Consider the following 17,592-nt stretch of genomic DNA (forward strand, 5'->3'; position numbering starts at 1 on the left):
CGCGACCGCCTTTATCGCGGCCCACTCTGTCGGGTAGTTCGGACGGATCTCCGCGACCATGCGCACCGCACGTTCACGAAGCTCAGCAGGGTATGAGGACGGACGTGCCATGACTCGATCCTCTCAGGGAATCGAGCCTCCATCAGACCCGGAGCGATTCACCGAACACGAAGGCTTCCCCCTTGGATGGTGGCTGTACAAACAACGCCGAGCCGCCCACGACCACCTGAAACGAACCGGGAACCCCTGGCTCCACGATCCGCAGCTCACCGCGCTCGACCCGTGGTGGAACCCACCCTGGCGGGTCACCTGGAACCACAGCTGGCACCAAGCCCACACCCACCACAGTGCCGGCCAACCCTTCCCCAACCAGACCATCAAATGGATCCGCACCCAGCAGCGAGCCTGCGACCAGCTCCACCCCCACCAACAACACCTCCTGAACACCATCGGCATCCACGGGCCCACCCCCCCTATGCCGCTACAACAGCCGCCCAACAATCCTGACCGACCAGCCAACAGAACTGATCAACACCCACGAGACCAACCCAGAGCAGGAAAGCCGCAGCTCACAAGCCCGCCCAGGCCCGGCCCGCAAGCAACGCCACACACCCCGCCAGCACCCAGCACACCGCCGAACCCAACCAGCCAACTGATCAGCTCAGCTCAACCCTCCGGCCACCGATCAGAAAGAACGAACCACGACAACCGACACCCAGCTCCAGGCCGCCCAGCTCCTGGGCGCTGAGGCCAGCTCGGACCAGGTACGCGGGGCGCGGCTCGCCGCCCTGCAGACGGCACTGGTGAAGGCATCGGCCGAGGAAGGCTTTGGCAGGACGCTCGTCTTCCACCACCAGGTGAAGGAGGCCGAGGCGTTCGCGGCCGGCCTCACAGACGTCGCCCAGCAGCTCTACAGAGCCGTTCCTGGGCTGTACCCGCGCACCGTCTGGGCCGACTGGCTGTGCGGCGACCACCGCATCGACCACCGGCGCCGGGTGCTCGGCGAGTTCTCCACCGGTATCGCCGCGGACGGCACCGTCGTCGAGAAGAGCTTCCTGGGCTCGGTGAAAGTTCTGGGTGAGGGCGTCGACACCCGCGCATGCGACTCCGTCTATTTCGCGGACGTCCGTGGCTCCATGCCCGACCTAGTCCAGGCCGTCGGCCGCGCTCTGCGCATGCAGCCGGGCGAGGGCAAGACCGCCTCCCTCGTGGTGCCGGTCCTGCTCGGGCCAGGCGAGACAGCCGACAACATGCTCACCTCCCGCGCTTTCGGCGGCTTGGCGAGGCTCTTGGAAGCCCTCCGTGCCCACGACGCCCGCGTCGTGGAAGCACTCGCCGAGCCGCAAGCGCGGAGCCGTGTCAGGGGCGTCCAGACCCGCTCCGGGACCGAAGGCGTGGAAGCCGCGGGCGACCGAAGCGACCGACTGTCGATCCCGGCCAGGGAACTGCTGAAGTTCTCCACCCCGCGCGACCCCGCACAGCTGGCCGCCTTCATCAACCTGCGAGTCCTCAACCCCGAACACACCCACTGGCGCCGCGGCATCGAAGCCGCCCCCCTCTACCACCAGCGCCACGGCGACCTGAAGGTCCCCTTCACCTACCGCGTCCCCGGCAAGGGCGAGCAGGAGGCGGAAGCCGAGGAGTGGCCAGCCACGCTCGCCGGGTTCCCGCCAGGACAGTGGACCGCCGACGCGCGCCGCTTCTACGCCCGCGAGGAGATGGGCGCCGAGCGCATCGCGCAGCTGGAGAAGCTGGGCATGGTGTGGTCGCACTTCGACGTCGCCTGGGAAGAAGGCCTCGCCGCCGCCCGCGGCTGGGCCGCCGTGAACGGGCACCTTGCGGCGCCGACCGACGCCACCCACCAGGGGTATCGCGTAGGGCTATTTTTGAAGAACGCACGCGCCGCCGCCCGCCGAGCGGCAGTGAACCAGCAGCGGCAGGCCGAGGGACTACCGGTGCAGTCGGCAGCCGGAGCCCTGTCGCAGGAGCGGCGCGAGCAGCTGGACGACATCGACCCCGCCTGGTGCCCCTCCTGGCCCGTCGACTGGCAACGCTGCTTCCACCTCACCCGACAGCACCTCGACACCGGCGGCACACTCCCCACCAAGCCCGGCATGGTCGTACACCAAGGCGAAGACCTCGGCCGATGGGTACGAACGCAGCGGCTCGGCTTCGACAAGCTCACCAGCGTTCAGCAGTGGATGCTGGAGCACATCCTCGGGATCGAGCCCGCCGGCGAGGACGAGAAACCAAAACCGCGCCGCACGCAGGCCGACAAGTGGGCCCTCAACCTCGCCGCCGCCACCCAGTACTACCAACGCGAAGGACACCTGCGCGTACCGCGCAAGCACATCGAGACGATCACCGGCGAAGACGGGGAGGAGCGTGCCATCCGGCTCGGGGCGTTTATCGGCAACCAGCGGAGCAGGGCCGCGACGCTGTCGCCCGAGCGCGTGGAGCAGCTCTCCGCCATCGGAATGCGGTGGGCGTAGAACGACGTGACCCGGGTGTCCGACAGGGTCATGTGCGCTTCCCGTACATGTGCGCTTCCCGTACGGAATGCGCACGGTAAGCGCACCTATGCCGCAGAACCCGGCTGTCGAGCACGTGTCGGAACAGGAGCCGGCGCGCGGTGAGCCGCGTGGGGCAGCCGTGCCCCGCCATGCGCGCATCTCGCCGCCCGGGGCCGGCTACCCGTCCGGAGCGGCCCGGCCCGCCGCACCGCCCCGGATCCGCCCCGTCGCTGAGGGCACGACGCTTCTCGCCGTGGGCGTCACCTGCGACGGCGTCGGCATGATGCGGCTCCATGGGGCCGTCGTCGCCCCGGACGTCGCCGTGGCCGCTTCGCCGCTCGCCCCGGAGGGCCCGTCGGCCGACTCGGGCGCCGCACCGTCGATGTCCACCACTGCCCCTGCCTTCAGCCGGGTGTAGAGCCACCGCGCGTCGGACTCACGCAGGCCGATCCAGCCGTCGGTGGCGGAGTAGTTGCCGGGCGCCTTCTCGTCGAAGGGCATGCCGGCGATGAACGTCGTGGTTCCGTCCTCGGCGCGCAGCTCGATCATCCAGGGCATCTTGAAGTCGTATCCGGGCTTGACACCGCCCAGATGGCGGGAGGCCGTCGAGTACGAGTTCTTGGCGACGACGGTCATCCGGCCGGTCGGGGTGGGCGTCTTGTAGATGCCGGAGGAGGCCGGCAGCGTACGGCCGCCGACGGTGAGGATCCGGTGGGCGAGGTCGACCAAGGCGTCCGGCGCCGTCCGGATGCTCGGCGTGGCGGTCGGGCTCGCCGCGGGCGCGGGCCTCTGCTCCCTGCCGGATCCGCCGCCGAGGTTCAGTACGACCACCACCGCGAGCGCCGCCGCGGCGGCCACAGACCCGACGGCCGCCGTCGTACGGCGGCGGCGTCCGCGCCGGCCCGCGAAGCGGCGGAGGTCCGCGCCCGTGCATGGCGGCGGCGCCTCACCGGCTTGGGCCAGCTCGCGCAGCCGCGTGGCGAGGTCATCGGACACGGTCGTCCTCCCTCTCCCCCTCGCCGTCGGCCAGTTCTCGCGCCAGCGCCGCCCGGCCGCGGGACAACCGGGCCTTGACCGTCCCCACGGGGGCACCCGTTTCGGAGGCTACCTGCTCGACACTCAGGTCGCACAGATGGTGCAGCACCACCGCCCTTCGCTGCGCCTCGGGCAACTTGCGCAACGCGGCCACCAGCTGGGCACGTTCGGGCCCGGGCCCGGGGGTGAACTCCGGCGGCGGCGTCCGGCGCACCAGTTCCAGCCAGCGTCGCGCCCGCCGCCAGCGGCTCACCGCGAGCCGCATCGCCACGGTCCTGATCCACGCCTCGGGCGCCCCCTCGGCGAGAAAGGCCCGGCGCCGGTCCCAGGCGCGGACGAACGCCTCCTGCACCACGTCCTGCGCCTCGCCGTGGTCCCCGGTGAACGCATAGAGCTGGCCGGTCAGCCGGGGGAACACAGCGGCGTAGAACGCGTCGAACTCTTCCTCGGTCATGCCCCCCCGCCACGGTCTCGGTCATGGCCCGCGCCACGAGTGTTGCGAATTCACGGTAGTCCCGTGCAACCCGGCAGCCCCGCCCGTGCGTACAGGTCCCGTACGTAGCACATCGAAACACACCGTAGGGGCAAGCAGATGACCTTCAGAGCCAGGACCCGCCGTCGCGCCGTCGCGCGAGGGGCCACGGTGACGTGAGCCTGCGACCCCTCCGACAGCCCTCACGGCAGGGCGAGTTCGCCGGGTACGCCGCTGACGCCTGGCCGCGACTGGTCCGCACCGCGCGTCTCCTCACCGGCGAACAGCACGCGGCGGAGCAACTGGCGCGCTCTGCGCTGGCGGAGGCGTACGCCCGCTGGCGGCACGTGCCGCGCGGCGACGCGGACTTCCACGTGCTGCGCATCCTGGTGCGCCTCCACCTCCGCCGCCGACGCTCATCCGCGTCCCGACTGACCTCGCTGGACCGGGCGTTGGGAGCCCTGCCGGCTAGGCAGCGGGTGGTGCTGGTGCTGCGCCACGGCGAGGGCCTGGCCGACGCGGAGATCGCCGAGGTGCTCGGCTGCTCGTCCGGCACGGTCACGTCCTGCGCCCGGCGGGGCCTCGCGGCCCTGCGCGACCTGTCGTCTCTCCCCGGAGCCCGCCGATGAACCCGACCGAACTGCGCGACGCGTTCGCCGAGACGACGGCCGGACTGACCCCGTCTCCCCTGCCGTTGGCCGCGATCGAGCGGGACGGCCGGGCACGCCGCCGCAGACGCCGTACGGCGGCCCTGGTGGCGGCGGGCATGCTGCTGCTCCCGCCGCTCGCCTACGTCTCCTCCCGCCTGACCGCGTCCACGCCCGGCAGCACGGCGCCCTCGTCCTCCACAGCGACGGGAGCCGTGCGGGTGGTGGCGTCCGGCGAACACGTACGGCTGCTGCCGGGCGCGGAGGTGTGGCTGACGAAGAACAAGGAGCACTGGCAGACCGGGTCGGATTTCGAGAGCCGGGTCCCGGAGGGCGACGGTCCGTCCGTCACCCTCCGGCTGGAGGCGATCGACGACCGCCTCCTGCTCTCCGGCACCTACCGGAGTGACCGGCCGGCGGCCCGCGTCGAGGTGCGGACGTCAGCCGGCACGACGACCGGCACGCTGCTCACGCTGGCGGGCGACCCCGGCTGGATGGTCTGGTACGCGACCGCCCGACTCCCCAAGGACAGACAACTGCTGATGAGGCTGCGGGTGACGGTGTACGACGCGCAGGGCGCGGCGCTGGCACAGAGCGGGATGGGCGCATGAACGAGACCGAGAACATGAGTGAGGTCAGGAACGCGCCGGTGAGCGGCGACGCGCAGGAAGGCCCGGACGAGGGCGCGCGCGACGGCCAGCGGGAAGGCGGCGGGAAACGCGGACGCCGTCGGCGCGGGATCCCCTTCCGTGTGCGCACGCGGCGCCGTCGCGCGCGCTGGGTCCGGCGCGCGCTGATCGCCGTCGGCTGTCTGCTGCTCGCCCTCGTCTCCGCGATCGTCGTCGCCTACCGGCTGACGGTCATCCCCGAGCCGCACCCGGAGACAGTCAGCCAAAGTACGGTGTTCCTGGACGCGAGCGGGGAGTATCTGGGCCGGCGCGGACCAGTGGACCGCCAGGAGGTACCGCTCTCGCAGGTGCCCCGGCAGGTCCAGGACGCGGTGATCGCCGCGGAGAACCGTTCCTTCCGTACGGACTCGGGGGTCTCTCCGAGCGCCATCGCACGCGCGGCGTGGTCGACGTTGAGCGGAGGCGAACGCCAGGGCGGTTCGACGATCACCCAGCAGTACGTGAAGAACGCGCTGCTCACGCCCGAGCAGTCGCTCAGCCGCAAGGCGCGCGAGGCGCTGATCGCGGTGAAGCTGGACCGCACCCGCTCCAAGGACGCGATCCTGGAGGGCTACCTCAACACCGTGTACTTCGGCCGTGGCGCGGCCGGCATCGAGTCGGCGGCGCGCAACTACTTCGGCGTCGGCGCCAAGGATCTGACGCTCTCGCAGGGCGCGGCGCTGGCGGCGATCATCAACCTGCCGTCGTACTACGAACGGGCGGGCGCGGACGCGAAGGTGACGTCGACGCTGGAAAAGCGGTGGGTGTGGGTCCTGGACGGGATGCGCGCCTCGGGCACGATCAGCGCCAAGGAGCGCGCCGCCGCGGCCTTCCCCGCCTTCCGTTTCTACCCGCCCGGCCACACCGACGGCCAGCGCGAGTACCTGATCGACGTCGCCGCGACGGAGGCGGCCGACCGGCTCGGCATCAGCGTGGACCAACTGGCCCGCGGCGGCTACACGGTCCGTACGACGTTCGACCTGGCCGCCCAGGACGCGACGGCGAACCGGGTCAGCCACGCTCCGCCGACGCGCAAGGGGACGGCACTGCACACGGCCGTGGTCGCGATGGTCCCCGGGGACGGGGCGGTACGGGTCCTGTACGGCGGCGGGAACTACGCCCGGCAGCCGTTCAACGACGCGGTGTCCGGCGCGGTCGAGGCGGGCACGGCCGTGCAGCTCTTCACCCAACTGAAACTCGACGGCCCCCTGGCCTCCCTCACGCGCACGCCCGCGCCCAGCCCGCTCCGCGTGGCCTCGGCGTACGCCGCGACGGCCGCGGGCGGCACGTACGCCAAGCCGTACACGGTCGCCAGGATCACCCGTACCGGGCACACGGTCTACACGGCCCACCCCAACACACAGCAGGTCATGCCGGAGACAGCCGCCCGAACGGCGGGCAAACTCATGCCCCCGCCACCCGCGCCCTCCACGAGCGCGGATCCGGTACCGGCCGTCCCCTCCTACACCGGCGGCGCCGGCACAGGACCTGGCACCCGCACCTTCTGGCACACCGAGTCCGGCAGCCGCCTGACCGTCACGGTCGCCCTCTTCGCGCAGTACCCGGCCAAGGGCAACAAACCGCCCCTGCCGGCCAAGCTCACAGGCACACCGCAGACGTTCGCGACATCTGTGGCCTCCAGCGTGTGGTCCGACCTCGCCATCAGCCCCTCCGTCCGGTGAGGGGTGCAGGACACAGACATGCCACCCCCAGCCATCGAGCAGCGCCACCCACTGCAACCACAGGTCGGCTCCCAGGAACGCGAAAGCAGGTGTTGACCGCTTCGGGAGGCGGTCCTGAGGGCCGCAGCGTTCGAATCGTTCACGACCTGCGGCAGCACCGGTTGCCGGTGCTCAGCGGCGATACGCGGCTGTCGCGATCTCGATGAAGGATCGGATCAACGGGTTGGTGTCACCTTCGTTCCACACCGCCACCACTCGGCTCGGCGCCATGTCGATCAGCGGTACCAAGGCCAACTCCGCGGGCAGGTCGTGTCCGAGCGGGGCCAGGCCGACCGTGCTGTTCCACAGCACGGCCTGCAGGCATTCCTGGACGGCGCGCACCACTGCCCCCTCGCGCGGCCTGCCGCCGTTCCAGTACGACTGCCATATGGGGTCGGTCCCCTGCGGGAACTGAAACCAGTGGCGATCGCTCAGGTCGATCAGCCGCAGCCGGTCGCGCGGGCCAGCGGATCATCGGCGCGCAGGACCACGCCGACCGGATCGGTCCGCAGCGCACACACCGTCAGGGCGGTCTCGTCGAACGGCGCCCGAGTCAAGGCGACGTCGACCAGTCCGGCGCGCAGCCCGCCCGTCGGGTCGGTCAGATCGGTGTCGCGGATGCGGATGTCGATGCCGGGGTGGCTCCGGCGGTAGGCGGCGGCCAGCCTGGTCACTCCCGGGTCGGTGCCGTCACCCAGGATGCCGACGGTGACGGTCGCGACGCCGGCCGCCGCGCTCACCCGTAGGATGCAGATCAGCCTGCCTGGAGAACCGGTCCGTAAGTATCTCCGACAGTGCCACGGACAAGCGTGGCGGACTCCAACAAAGCCCACGAGCCCGGCCCCCTGTCAGTCACGGCCACCACCACCGACGGCATCCACGTGCTGACCCTGGCCGGGGAAATCGACCACGACACCGCCCAGCCCCTCCGCCAGGCGCTAGACCTTCCCCGCCTCGGCTCCCCGCCACGCGTCGTCATCGACATGCGACAGGTCACCTTCATCGACTCCACCGGCATCAACCTGCTCATCACCGCCCGCCGCGCCACAACAGGACAGCACGGCTGGCTACGCCTGGCAGACGTCCCCGACTCCGTCATGCGGACCCTGCGCATCGTGGAACTCGACACGATCATCGACTGCTACCCCACCCTCCGCGACGCCCTCCACCCCTGACCCGCCCAGAGGTTGGCAAGATCCGTGCATGCAGTTCGACGATTTTGGCAGCCTGAACGACGTGTGCAGCCAGCGGCTCGGTGAGAGGGCCGGTCGGCAGTTTGCTGCCATGGCGCGCCGCGGCTTTCGGCTGATCCGCTCACCCGAAAGGGACCAGGCAACCGGTCAATGTCGGCTTGGGGGTCCTGCCCTCCTCGAACCAGAGACCCTCTGGCCCGAACACAACGGTGTTCCGCTGTCCCTGCACGCCGTTCTGGACACAGATGCTCTCGCTTCCTGGCTGGGCACGGAACCGCCCGTACAGCCTGGCCTGCTCAACTTCTTCTACCTGGATCCAGACTTGCCGTACGAGGAGTACCGCAAACTGGACCTGTTCGACTCTGGGATATGTCGCGTCATCCCCGCCGACCCGGCACAGGCAGTCGTGGTTACAGCCCCCCAACCAGCGAGAAGTTACGCGGCGACGCCGGTCCACGCGGCTGAGGTGATCATGCTCCCGGACTGCTGGGACGTTGAGGACGATGACGTGGAGTTCGACAGAGGCCAGCACTGGGGAGCAGCATCGCTGATCCTCAGCGAAATGGGAGATCTCGATGGAAACACCGCTGGCAGTCACTGTGCCTTCGGTTGGCCGGACACCTCGTACACGCTGAAGGTGTCGTCTCGCGACGCCGACGGCCCGGCCGTCCATCTACTCCAGCTTGCCGAGGACACCGAACTCGGATGGGGTTGGGGTGACGCTGGAACGTTGTACTTCACGATTCCAGCCGAGGCACTCGCGGCTGGCGACTTCCGCAAGGTAGTGGCACAGGTCCTCTGCTGTTGACGCGCACAGCAGCAGATCGTCACGGGAGCCGCATCCACCGCAGGACCCTATCTGGCACGGCTGCCTTCACCATGGTTCCCCTCGGCTATTCCCTCTTGTTCTGTTGCACTTGTGGTGCGGCCCTCGTGTGCCGGCTCCCCGTGGCTCCCGCCAGGCTGGGCACGCGAAGGCCACGGAACACCGCTTTGGGAGTTCGATCACTCCTCGGTACTGCCGGGGAGCCACCCGGGCACGATGGCCATGGCAGGCTGCCTAGGAGTGCTGGCGTCCGGCGTCGTTGATGTCACTCGTGGATGTCAGAACGGCGCGAGCGTGTGCGCTCACTGGCACGATGGACTCGTGGTTGACCAGGAACGCATCGCAGAGATCGCGGCTTACTACCGAGCACTCGACGAGAGCGCCACCCTGCGGCACCACTTCCGCCACGCTGACGAGGAAGGTGGCCTCTGGTACATCGAGGCCGTACCCGACCGCGGCGACTTGATCGTCGTCAAGCAGGCCGAGCTGACCTCGGCCGGCCAACTGCACCGGTACAGCTGGGAGCACCTGGAGGACGAGCACGGCGGCCTGACAGACCAAGCGATCGATCCTGAACGGGATCCGCTGGAGGCCATCCCGGCCGAAGAGTTTCAGCAGGTGTGGACTCGGTGAACACGCTGGACAACCACTTTGGACACTGTTTCCTGCTTGCCGCGCTGCCGCAGGTGCATCCGGCCAGCCACTGGTACACGGCCGCGTCGACTGTGACGGCCTGAGTGGCGTCCTGGGACTGACCGTACTTGCCCACGATGTAGGAGGCGTAGGCGAGATGCGCATCATGTCGTCCCAGCCCATGATGACGAAGTCCGCTGATCGTGGAGTCCAGCGCGACCAACCAGTCCACCTCCGCCCGTCCCTGGGCTGATGCCAGGAGCCGGTCGGAGTTTCTATTTCGTTTGGCTTAGTTGTCGCGCCAGTTGGATGTGGTTTCGTGGGGTGAGGCGGCGGGTCATGAGGTTAATGGCGGCGAGTTGGATCATAGCGGCTGAGCGGTGGGGGTGGGTTTCGTAGTCGCGGGTGAGGCGTCGGTGGTGCATGAGCCAGCCGAGGGTGCGTTCGATGACCCAGCGGCGGGGCTGGACGTGGGAACCGCGGGTGGTGGGGTCGCGTTGGACGATTTCGAGGTCGATGCCGAGGTGGACGGCGTGTTCCACGGCTTTGGTCTTGTAGCCGTTGGACGCGTCCCGTGACCAGGTCCGAGCATCCCCCACCAGATCACTCACACACCATCAAGGAGCGCGAACACGAAGCGTTTCGGATCAATAGGAGAAGATGCCAAAAAGTCGATGGCGACTTCCAGATCGGTGGCACGGCGTCCGCCTGCCTTGAAATACACCTCCTGCACCCCTTCGAAGGGACCCGCACACACCACGCCGCGGCGCGGCGTAACCTTCCTGCAGGCCCGGCGTTGAGCACGGCACGCGTGCAGACGTCACCCCCCTCAGACGCGCACGCGGCAGCTTGGACCCGGACCGTGCCCGGCTCGCGGGTCCAAGCTGCTGCCCGCCCCGCGCTCTACTCGGGCCGCAGCCATGCCGCCGCGTGAGGCCCCGGAAGAAGACAAACGGGAATTAGCGCGCCAGCGTGACGGTGACGGGAACATCCGGGCAGCGATTGAGCACCTCGGTGAGCAGCCGGCACCCTCCGGTTCGCCGCCGACTTGGACACCCCGAACAGCGGGGCGAGCGGGCGCATCGTCAACTTTGTTCGCCAGTACGCCGCGACCAGCGGTGCCCGGTCCTCCAGCGGAATGCCCCACGGTCGGCCCTTGCGGACCACGTCCGCACCCTCGCGCCGCAACAGCCCCACCAGCTCGCTGAACAAGCGAGGGCTCACCCCGGTGAACGGGGCTGTCCGAGACGGCTCCGACGCCGTGGTCACACCGGCCACATCAAGACCATCTCATCCGCGACCAGCTGTCACAGGACGCTATTAGGCTGAGCGGATGTTCGAACGCAATACGAGGAGGATGCGGACGGTGCTGCCTGCTTACGCGGTAGAGGTTGGAACCGAACCGCTGGTCCGTCCGGCGCGGAACTCGGTGGGAGGCTGGCCCTTCCTCGACCAGGCCCAGGACTGGCCCGAGTGCTTCTGTGGTGAGCGGATGGCACTGTTCTTCCAGTTCGACATCCCCTGCGACCTGGAGCCTTTCGGCGGAGACCACCTCCTTGTCTTTCACTGCCGTGCGCACAACGACGCGTCCGACCCCCAGCTTGCTGATGGCCGGCTCGTACCGAAGTACTGGGACGCTCCGCAGCCGCCCTACCCGGCTCCGTTCTGGCGTGTACTGATTCAGAGCCCCGCGGCGCTGCCGGCCCCGGAAACCGAACCGTCCTTGTGCGCGCTGCCGCTGGCTCTGCGGCCTTTCGTGGATACCCCCGTCGGGGCCCAGACTTTCAAGGTGGGCGGTACCCCGTCCTGGGCGCAGGATCCCGAGTACTACAGGTGCGCATGCGGCGCGGACTTGGTGTATGTCTGCCAGGTTCCCGAGGGTAGGGACTTCGCTGTCTACCCCGGCCAGCCAGAACAGCCCTACAGCGTCAGGGCCGACACCTACTGGCTGTTCCTGGGCAACGAGGTCTACCTGCTGGCGTGCCCGGCCCGCTGCGATCCGGCGGCCATCTGGCCGGTCAACCAGCACTGACGCCTCAGCATCACCGCCCCTCCCCCACCCCACGGTGCCCAGTGGAAAACTGCTTTACCCCTGTGCGAGAGGTGTGATGGGCACGGTGGCGCCGAGCGCGGTGCTCTGCAGCGCCGTGATGCGCCCAATTACGAGTCCAACCAGCGCGGCCGCCGCGATCATGAAGGCCTCTGTCACCGTGACAAGGACCATCGACCCCGGGTTCACCCAGTTCGCCACCACGAGCACCAGCGCGTGCGTGATCCAGGCCGCCCACCAAAGGTTCACCAGTGTCGTGTCCCGCTTCTCCCTCCAGCACGCAGAGCTGGCGCGCCCAATGTCAAGGACCAACTGGCGCGGGACATAGAAGTGGACCACCGGTGTGAACCACGCACCGATCGTCCAGCCCCTGGTCGGGACCGGGGCCTGGGGGGACAGCTCCTGAGCGTTGCGCCGGGACCGGGCGAGCCATACGAGGAACAGTACGATCGCCAAAACCATGACATAGCCGGAGATCATGGAGTTGAAGCTCGACTCGTGCAGGGACTCATCCGTGCGGTAGAGGTAGCGATCCCGCACTGCCGCCGCGCGGAACACGTCCGCCACGGTGGCCGCCGCTATCGTTGCCTGCGCGGCGCGGGCGAGGGCCCACGGGGCTTTGGGGGCCTCACTCGTCATCGTTTTTGGCCTGTCTCGGGAAGCGTGCGCGGCGGCAGCGGACGCTGCGGCTGAGTGATCATAAGGCCAGACTCACCGCACGCGCGTGCGGTTCCAGGGAGGGTAGCGGCGGTTGCGGCGTGAGCTGTAAGCCCGGTCCGCACACGAGCGGCCCGGTCGAGTACGCGGATGGTCACCACCTCGGGGAGGAACGCGGATGCGCTCCAAGACCTCGACTACCTGCGGGGCATCACCTCACTCCGCAGGAGTCATGCGGACACCAGGGGACGACGCCCGCCCTCGTCTCACCAGATAGATCTTGCAGGAGAAGCCGCTCCGAGGAACGCCCCAGTGCCTCATCCGGGCGGTGCTGAGCCGGTGGGCCGGCGTAGGCCAGGCGAGCGCGGGCCACTCTTGCAGGCCACAGCTGCATGCTGATAGGCCCGGCCAACGGTGTAGTCCACGCTCACTAGGGATTACTCTGGGCTGCGATGGTCGGGCGCCGCCCGACGACAGTGCGCGTGCGGTGCACCTCGCTCGCCTTCGGGGTGCAGCTGGGCGTGCTGGGGGCCGGGGGCGGTCTCCGACAGCCGGCCGGGGCGTGTGCCGGTGCCGAAGCCTCCTGCGGCTTCGCCGGCGCAGCCCACCGGGCTTTCTACGCGGTCCGTGGGCTGCGGCTTGCCGTCTTCTTGTCATCTTCTTCGCCGCAGCCTTTTTGGTCGGCTGCAGAGTTCGCGAACGGGACCGGCCTGCTACAGCGAGGCCCGGTTGCCGATGTACTTCGTGGTGTCACAGGCCACGCGGTTGGTGTCGGCGAAGCGCACGCATACCTTCACGCCGGTGCCCTGCTCTAACCCGGACCAGGTGTAACTGACGGTCTTGCCTACCCGCCCGGCCGTCTCCGCGTGGCCGAACCGATGGCCGTCCAGGAACAGCTGCACACCGCGCGTCCTTGCGCTCTTCGGTGGGTTCGCCCAGAACCCCGTCACCGCATTCCAGCCGTTGCGGCCCTCAAGCCGGATACACACCTGCGGGTCCGACCAGTGATGCGTGCACGAACTGGAGTCGGCGGCTGCCGGCACACCGCTCGAAACCACCAGCGCCAGGGCGAACACCGTCCCGAGACAAAGAAGTCTTCTCATGCCCGGCCCAACTCTGCCCCGGCAATCACGGGACGGCTCGCCCGGCAAGATCACCCTTGCAGGCGACGCGGCGCGGGGTTTCACTCGAAGTCGGCCGAGTCCGTCCTCAGCGGGGCGTCCCTCCACTCGGCTGCGGAGAGTTGCATCGCCGCCCGGCTCCGGTCGAGGGGATACCCCGCGGCAAGCGATGCGGCGATCTCCAGCACCGCCGGGTGGGGCCCATGGTGCCAGGCTCCCGGCGATCGTCGCCCAGCCGCTCGGGCGTCCGCAGCAGCTCAAGGACACGCGACCAGTTCACCAGCGCCGTCGCTACACATACAGAAGGTGGGCCGCCCCCGCACGAGGCGACCCACCCTTTCTGTGCCACCTCATGAGCCGGCGTCACCCGACCGCCGGCTGTAGGGGGTCAGTGGCGGTGGTCACCGCCGTGGCGTCGGTCGTCGCCGCGGTGGTCGCGGTGGTGGCCCCAGGACGCCTCGTCGATGAACCGGTCGCGGTCGTTGCGCAGGGTCACGGTGTCGGAGCGGTTGTCCCGCACGTAGTTGCGGCGGTCCTGGTACAGGTCTGTCCTGAGGTCCCGACCATTGCCGGTGTGATGCGGACGGTCGCGCGGCCGCCGAGCCGGTAGTCGTCGAAGGTGTAAGTGTGGCCGTCCTCGTCGGCCAGGGTCCAGCCAAGGTCTGGTGACGGGGCGGCTCCGGCGTAGGCCTTCAGGGCGCGTGGGCTGGTGAAGCGGGTGTGTTCGTCGCCGAGTTCGGCCAGGACGCGGGCTCCGGTCAGTGCGCCGAGGCCAGGGAAGCTGGTGATGGTTTCGGCGCGCCACCGCATCATTCGCCGCGACCGGCAACAGGTGGCGGGCACGGTCCAAGGACCACCAGGTGGCCAGCCCCTGCACCATCAGCGCCTTCAGCATCGGCCCATCGCGGTTCTGTCGTCCGTCGCCCCGGAAACGGTCCGAATCACTCATTAGGAGTCAGTGACAGAAATAGCGCATTTTCACATCTCCCTTACATGCCATGTTGGCCTCCCTACTTCCCCGAGGAAGGAACTGCGTGCCCAACTCCCAAACGCCCACGGACTCGGCCCCGCGATACCCCAGGTGGTCGGACCGCCTCATACGTCAGCTCGATACCTTCGCGGCCACACGGTCCCGTGCCGAGAAGGCGCCTGCCTTGATCCTCACCAGGCAGGACGGCGGCGATGTCCGGGCACCGGCCTTCATGGTCCGGGAATACGAGCACCGGCTGTCGCGACGGCGAGGCAACCCCCACTTCCAGGTACCGCACGCCGTCATCGACGACGCGGAGCTGAACGGAGGCTTCCTTGCCGCGATCGACCGAGTCGGGCTGCGGTTCCAGCTCACCATGCCGTCGGGAAGTCTGCGGTTGCCGGCCTTTCACACCTGCCGGGCCGTACTGGACTCCGAACGCGGCGCGGGCGACTTCCAGGCCCAGCAGCAGCCGATCCTCGATGACCTGTACGCGGCGTTGCTCCAAAGGCGGAAAACGCTGCGCGCCGGCGCTCGCCTGGCAGACATCCTGGGCCAGCATCTCCTGACCGGTTGGCTGCAGGGACTCGTGGCGGCCCTGGTCGTCGGCTTTCCCAAGCTCTGTTACCGGTTCCACCTGCGGCACTGGGGCCTGCGCTGGGTCGCGGACGAAGCGAACGCGACCTGCTTCCTGGACGCCGCGCTTGCCTTCTGTGAGGACGGCGAGCTGGAGAGGGAGGACCCGCGCGTGCGACGTGTCCTCTTGCGCGCGCTGCTGACCGATCTACGGAAAGCGACCCGAAGAAGGACCTGGCTGAGTCATCTGTGGGCACGGCGCCGGTGGTCCTTCGTCGTCCTCATTCCCGAGATCGACGACACGGACGGCCCCGGCCGCGCCTTCCTCGGCACGTTCGAGGAGCTCGCCGATGACCATCCCTCCAAGCCGCTGCTCGTCCTGGCCGCCTGCGCGGGTCTGCCACCGGACTACGCCGTGCCGCTGGGCGCCGACCCCGACCGGCCCAATGGCATTGCCGACAAGGTCTTCACGTTCCTCAACGAGGGCAGTGACGAGCCGGTACGCCTGGTCACGCTGCCGGCCGAGGACGACATAGAGGGCACGGCCAAGACGAAGATCGACACCCATTGGGGCGTCATGGCTCGCCGCGACCACCCACTCGACTGGTTGCGTCCGGCCGCTCTGCCCGTCATGGCCGCGGCGACCGCGGGCATCCTCCTGGCCCCGCACTACCTCTGGCCCACTCCGCCCCCCGTGCCTCCCTCATGCGTCACTGTCAAGACCGGTGAGCGCGTGGGCGTCACCGACGGCAGCCAATGTGATCTGGCCGTACCGGGAGACCGCGGAAGGGAACTGCGGGACCTGGAGCACCAGGCCGCGACGGAGAACGCTCAGCTCCCGGACGGGCGTTACCGCACCCTGGTCTTCCTCGCTCCCCTGAGTCTGCAGAACGGCGTGTACGACGACCCACCGATCGGCCTGCAGATCCTGCGCGGTGCCATCGCCCAGCAGCACAAGCTCAACACCGGGGTCCGCCAGAACAAGATGCCGATCCGCCTGCTCATCGCCAACACCGGCCAGTATTTCCGGTACGGCGCACACAGCGCTGCAGCGCCGAAAGACCCGGACGTCACACAGATGATCATCAGCCGTCAGCGGCAGGACCACATCGCTGCGGTCATCGGCATCACCCAGAGCCGTCCCGAGTCGCTGAACGCGGTCCGGGAACTCGACCAGGCCGGCATCCCGGTCATCGCCAACGGCGTGTCCGGCAGTACCATGGTCGGCCCCGACTCACCCCAGCGCTACTTCCAGATCTCGGCGCCCGACGAGCGAGTCGCGACCGTCCTCGCCGACTTCGTCCACCACTCTCCCGCGGTCCACCAACTCACCAGCGGCACACCGCACGCCGTGGTCGTGTACGACCCGACCGACACCGCCTTCAGCACGGACCTCAAGAACCTGTTCGTCGTCGCCTACCGCCGACACGGCGGTATCGACGAGATCAAGTACAGCGAGAAGCCCGGGGCGACCACGCCGGAGGACATCGCGAGCGAAGTGTGCGACAAGGTCGCTGCGACGCACGGGATCGTGGTCTACCTCGCTCGATCCGGTGTGCTTCCCAGCCTCCTCAACGCGATGCAGAGCGCCGGCGGTCAGTGCCAGCCTCCGCAAGGCACGACCATCCCGATGATCACCGAGAGCTCTCCCATCGACTTCTCGCTTCATCCCGAACAGACGGCGCGCGCCCACCCGTACATGACACTCTTCTACGAGACGACGAACGCCCCCACCCCGGACTCCCGGGATCCCTATGCCCAGTTCGCCCAGGACTTCGCCACCGTCTTCGGCGGGCGCAGCGCAGATGCGGATGCCGCCGGCGGCTTCGACACCGTGGGGGTCGTCAGCAAGGTCATCGAGGACCTGCTGCCGGCATCCGACGACGTCCAGCCCAACGACATCTACCTGTGGCTCACGGCCCATGGCGTGTCCCAGTACCCCGGCGCTTCCGGCGTGCTGCAACTGGACGGCAAGAACAAGTACCCGCCCGACAAGGCGGTGTTCATCCGCGAAATCACCCAACCGGGCGGAGTCACGGCCACACTGCTCAGCTGCGGAGTCCTGCCCGACCGGCAGAACCCCGCGAAGTGGGGCACTGCTCCCGACACCTTCCCCTGTCCCAGGGACGACACCGCAGTGGCTTCCCCATGAGAGGTTCCCGGTTCAGTTCGTGCTGAGCATGCCTTCCCGCAGGAGGGCCAGGAGACGCGGGATCAGGCGGGAGATGTGCACCTTGAAACGCCCCAGTCCTTCGCCGATCTCCTTCTGCGTGAGTTCCTCGACGAAGCGCCAGCGGACGATCTCGGGGTCGCGCGGTCGAGTACCTGCGGGCCCACGTCAAACGCAGCCTCGCAAACCTCCCTTTCGACGTACCCGCCCCACTCGGAGCTGCCCCGGACCAATGTCCGGGGCCCCCGGTTACAAGCCCTGTTCTCAAAATCGGGGTTCGGCTCGACGCGCACGCGCGCCAGGCCACGGGTGCTGGCGCGGCTGCAGACAATCTCTCGGT

15 protein-coding genes and 6 pseudogenes are annotated in these 17,592 nt (G+C 68.8%); 9 read left to right on the forward strand and 12 right to left on the reverse strand.

The window, feature by feature from the left end:
- Nucleotides 1–142 precede the first annotated feature (142 nt).
- The gene (locus AC07C1_RS37900) at nt 143–460 is read right to left on the reverse strand and encodes a hypothetical protein (protein WP_478946692.1); all 318 of its coding nucleotides are present in this window, start codon (nt 458–460) and stop codon (nt 143–145) included.
- Between the two features lie 343 nt (nt 461–803).
- Here AC07C1_RS37900 and AC07C1_RS37905 point away from each other — a divergent pair, with 343 nt between their 5' ends.
- The gene (locus tag AC07C1_RS37905; RefSeq protein ID WP_478946693.1) at nt 804–2,492 is read left to right on the forward strand and encodes a Helicase associated domain protein; all 1,689 of its coding nucleotides are present in this window, start codon (nt 804–806) and stop codon (nt 2,490–2,492) included.
- Nucleotides 2,493–2,690: 198 nt separating this feature from the next.
- On the opposite strand, the gene AC07C1_RS37910 is transcribed toward AC07C1_RS37905, so the two are convergent.
- Together AC07C1_RS37910 and AC07C1_RS37915 are read right to left on the reverse strand one after the other, a co-directional pair.
- Nucleotides 2,691–3,509 (reverse strand): L,D-transpeptidase, encoded by an 819-nt coding sequence (locus tag AC07C1_RS37910; RefSeq protein ID WP_478946694.1) that lies wholly within the window; start codon nt 3,507–3,509, stop codon nt 2,691–2,693.
- Nucleotides 3,499–4,002: a SigE family RNA polymerase sigma factor gene (locus AC07C1_RS37915; protein ID WP_478946695.1), complete on the reverse strand. Its 504-nt coding sequence runs from the start codon at nt 4,000–4,002 to the stop codon at nt 3,499–3,501. Before AC07C1_RS37915 ends, AC07C1_RS37910 begins: the two co-directional genes overlap by 11 nt.
- Nucleotides 4,003–4,196: 194 nt before the next feature.
- Here AC07C1_RS37915 and AC07C1_RS37920 point away from each other — a divergent pair, with 194 nt between their 5' ends.
- From AC07C1_RS37920 to AC07C1_RS37930, 3 genes are read left to right on the forward strand one after another with little or no spacing between them, the layout of a single operon-like run.
- Nucleotides 4,197–4,649, forward strand: a complete 453-nt coding sequence (locus AC07C1_RS37920; protein WP_478946696.1) for a sigma factor-like helix-turn-helix DNA-binding protein — start codon at nt 4,197–4,199, stop codon at nt 4,647–4,649.
- Nucleotides 4,646–5,278, forward strand: a complete 633-nt coding sequence (locus AC07C1_RS37925) for a hypothetical protein (RefSeq protein ID WP_478946697.1) — start codon at nt 4,646–4,648, stop codon at nt 5,276–5,278. Before AC07C1_RS37920 ends, AC07C1_RS37925 begins: the two co-directional genes overlap by 4 nt.
- A complete protein-coding gene (locus AC07C1_RS37930) occupies nt 5,275–7,017 on the forward strand; it encodes a transglycosylase domain-containing protein (RefSeq protein ID WP_478946698.1) in 1,743 nt (580 codons plus the stop codon). The genes AC07C1_RS37925 and AC07C1_RS37930 overlap by 4 nt, the downstream gene beginning before the upstream one ends.
- Nucleotides 7,018–7,188: 171 nt before the next feature.
- Here AC07C1_RS37930 and AC07C1_RS37935 read toward each other — a convergent pair.
- A pseudogene (locus AC07C1_RS37935) lies at nt 7,189–7,802 on the reverse strand (LysR family substrate-binding domain-containing protein); the annotation flags it as partial.
- Nucleotides 7,803–7,865: 63 nt separating this feature from the next.
- Here AC07C1_RS37935 and AC07C1_RS37940 point away from each other — a divergent pair.
- The 3 genes from AC07C1_RS37940 to AC07C1_RS37950 all read left to right on the forward strand — a co-directional run bounded on the left by AC07C1_RS37940 (nt 7,866) and on the right by AC07C1_RS37950 (nt 9,708).
- Nucleotides 7,866–8,231 carry an STAS domain-containing protein gene (locus tag AC07C1_RS37940; RefSeq protein ID WP_478946699.1) on the forward strand — a complete coding sequence of 122 codons (366 nt, stop codon included), beginning with the start codon at nt 7,866–7,868 and terminating at the stop codon, nt 8,229–8,231.
- Between the two features lie 28 nt (nt 8,232–8,259).
- Nucleotides 8,260–9,057 carry a DUF1963 domain-containing protein gene (locus tag AC07C1_RS37945; RefSeq protein ID WP_478946700.1) on the forward strand — a complete coding sequence of 266 codons (798 nt, stop codon included), beginning with the start codon at nt 8,260–8,262 and terminating at the stop codon, nt 9,055–9,057.
- Nucleotides 9,058–9,396: 339 nt separating this feature from the next.
- Nucleotides 9,397–9,708, forward strand: coding sequence for a hypothetical protein (locus AC07C1_RS37950; RefSeq protein ID WP_478946701.1), 312 nt, complete (start codon nt 9,397–9,399; stop codon nt 9,706–9,708).
- A gap of 289 nt (nt 9,709–9,997) precedes the next feature.
- Here the strand turns inward: AC07C1_RS37950 and AC07C1_RS37955 are convergent.
- From AC07C1_RS37955 to AC07C1_RS37965, 3 genes and pseudogenes are all read right to left on the reverse strand, one after another.
- Nucleotides 9,998–10,277 (reverse strand): annotated as a pseudogene (locus AC07C1_RS37955) (transposase); the annotation flags it as partial.
- Between the two features lie 38 nt (nt 10,278–10,315).
- Nucleotides 10,316–10,441, reverse strand: a complete 126-nt coding sequence (locus AC07C1_RS37960; RefSeq protein ID WP_478946702.1) for a hypothetical protein — start codon at nt 10,439–10,441, stop codon at nt 10,316–10,318.
- Between the two features lie 299 nt (nt 10,442–10,740).
- A pseudogene (locus tag AC07C1_RS37965) lies at nt 10,741–10,986 on the reverse strand (transposase family protein); the annotation flags it as partial.
- A 55-nt stretch (nt 10,987–11,041) separates the two neighbouring features.
- Between AC07C1_RS37965 and AC07C1_RS37970 the strand changes: the two are divergent.
- On the forward strand, nt 11,042–11,740 hold the full coding sequence (locus AC07C1_RS37970; RefSeq protein ID WP_478946703.1) for a hypothetical protein: 699 nt from the start codon (nt 11,042–11,044) through the stop codon (nt 11,738–11,740).
- 54 nt (nt 11,741–11,794) lie between these two features.
- Here AC07C1_RS37970 and AC07C1_RS37975 read toward each other — a convergent pair whose 3' ends face one another.
- The 4 genes and pseudogenes from AC07C1_RS37975 to AC07C1_RS37990 form a co-directional block, all read right to left on the reverse strand.
- Nucleotides 11,795–12,397: a DUF4328 domain-containing protein gene (locus AC07C1_RS37975; protein WP_478946704.1), complete on the reverse strand. Its 603-nt coding sequence runs from the start codon at nt 12,395–12,397 to the stop codon at nt 11,795–11,797.
- Nucleotides 12,398–13,128: 731 nt separating this feature from the next.
- The gene (locus AC07C1_RS37980; RefSeq protein ID WP_478946705.1) at nt 13,129–13,491 is read right to left on the reverse strand and encodes a hypothetical protein; all 363 of its coding nucleotides are present in this window, start codon (nt 13,489–13,491) and stop codon (nt 13,129–13,131) included.
- 433 nt (nt 13,492–13,924) lie between these two features.
- Nucleotides 13,925–14,193 (reverse strand): annotated as a pseudogene (locus AC07C1_RS37985) (lamin tail domain-containing protein); the annotation flags it as partial.
- A 12-nt stretch (nt 14,194–14,205) separates the two neighbouring features.
- Nucleotides 14,206–14,334: pseudogene (locus tag AC07C1_RS37990) on the reverse strand (transposase); the annotation flags it as partial.
- 356 nt (nt 14,335–14,690) lie between these two features.
- Here AC07C1_RS37990 and AC07C1_RS37995 point away from each other — a divergent pair.
- Nucleotides 14,691–17,234, forward strand: a complete 2,544-nt coding sequence (locus tag AC07C1_RS37995; RefSeq protein ID WP_478946706.1) for an ABC transporter substrate-binding protein — start codon at nt 14,691–14,693, stop codon at nt 17,232–17,234.
- 12 nt (nt 17,235–17,246) lie between these two features.
- On the opposite strand, the pseudogene AC07C1_RS38000 reads toward AC07C1_RS37995, so the two are convergent.
- A pseudogene (locus tag AC07C1_RS38000) lies at nt 17,247–17,396 on the reverse strand (sigma factor-like helix-turn-helix DNA-binding protein); the annotation flags it as partial.
- Between the last annotated feature and the right edge of the window lie 196 nt (nt 17,397–17,592).

Source organism: Streptomyces sp. NPDC045022, from assembly GCF_056432605.1.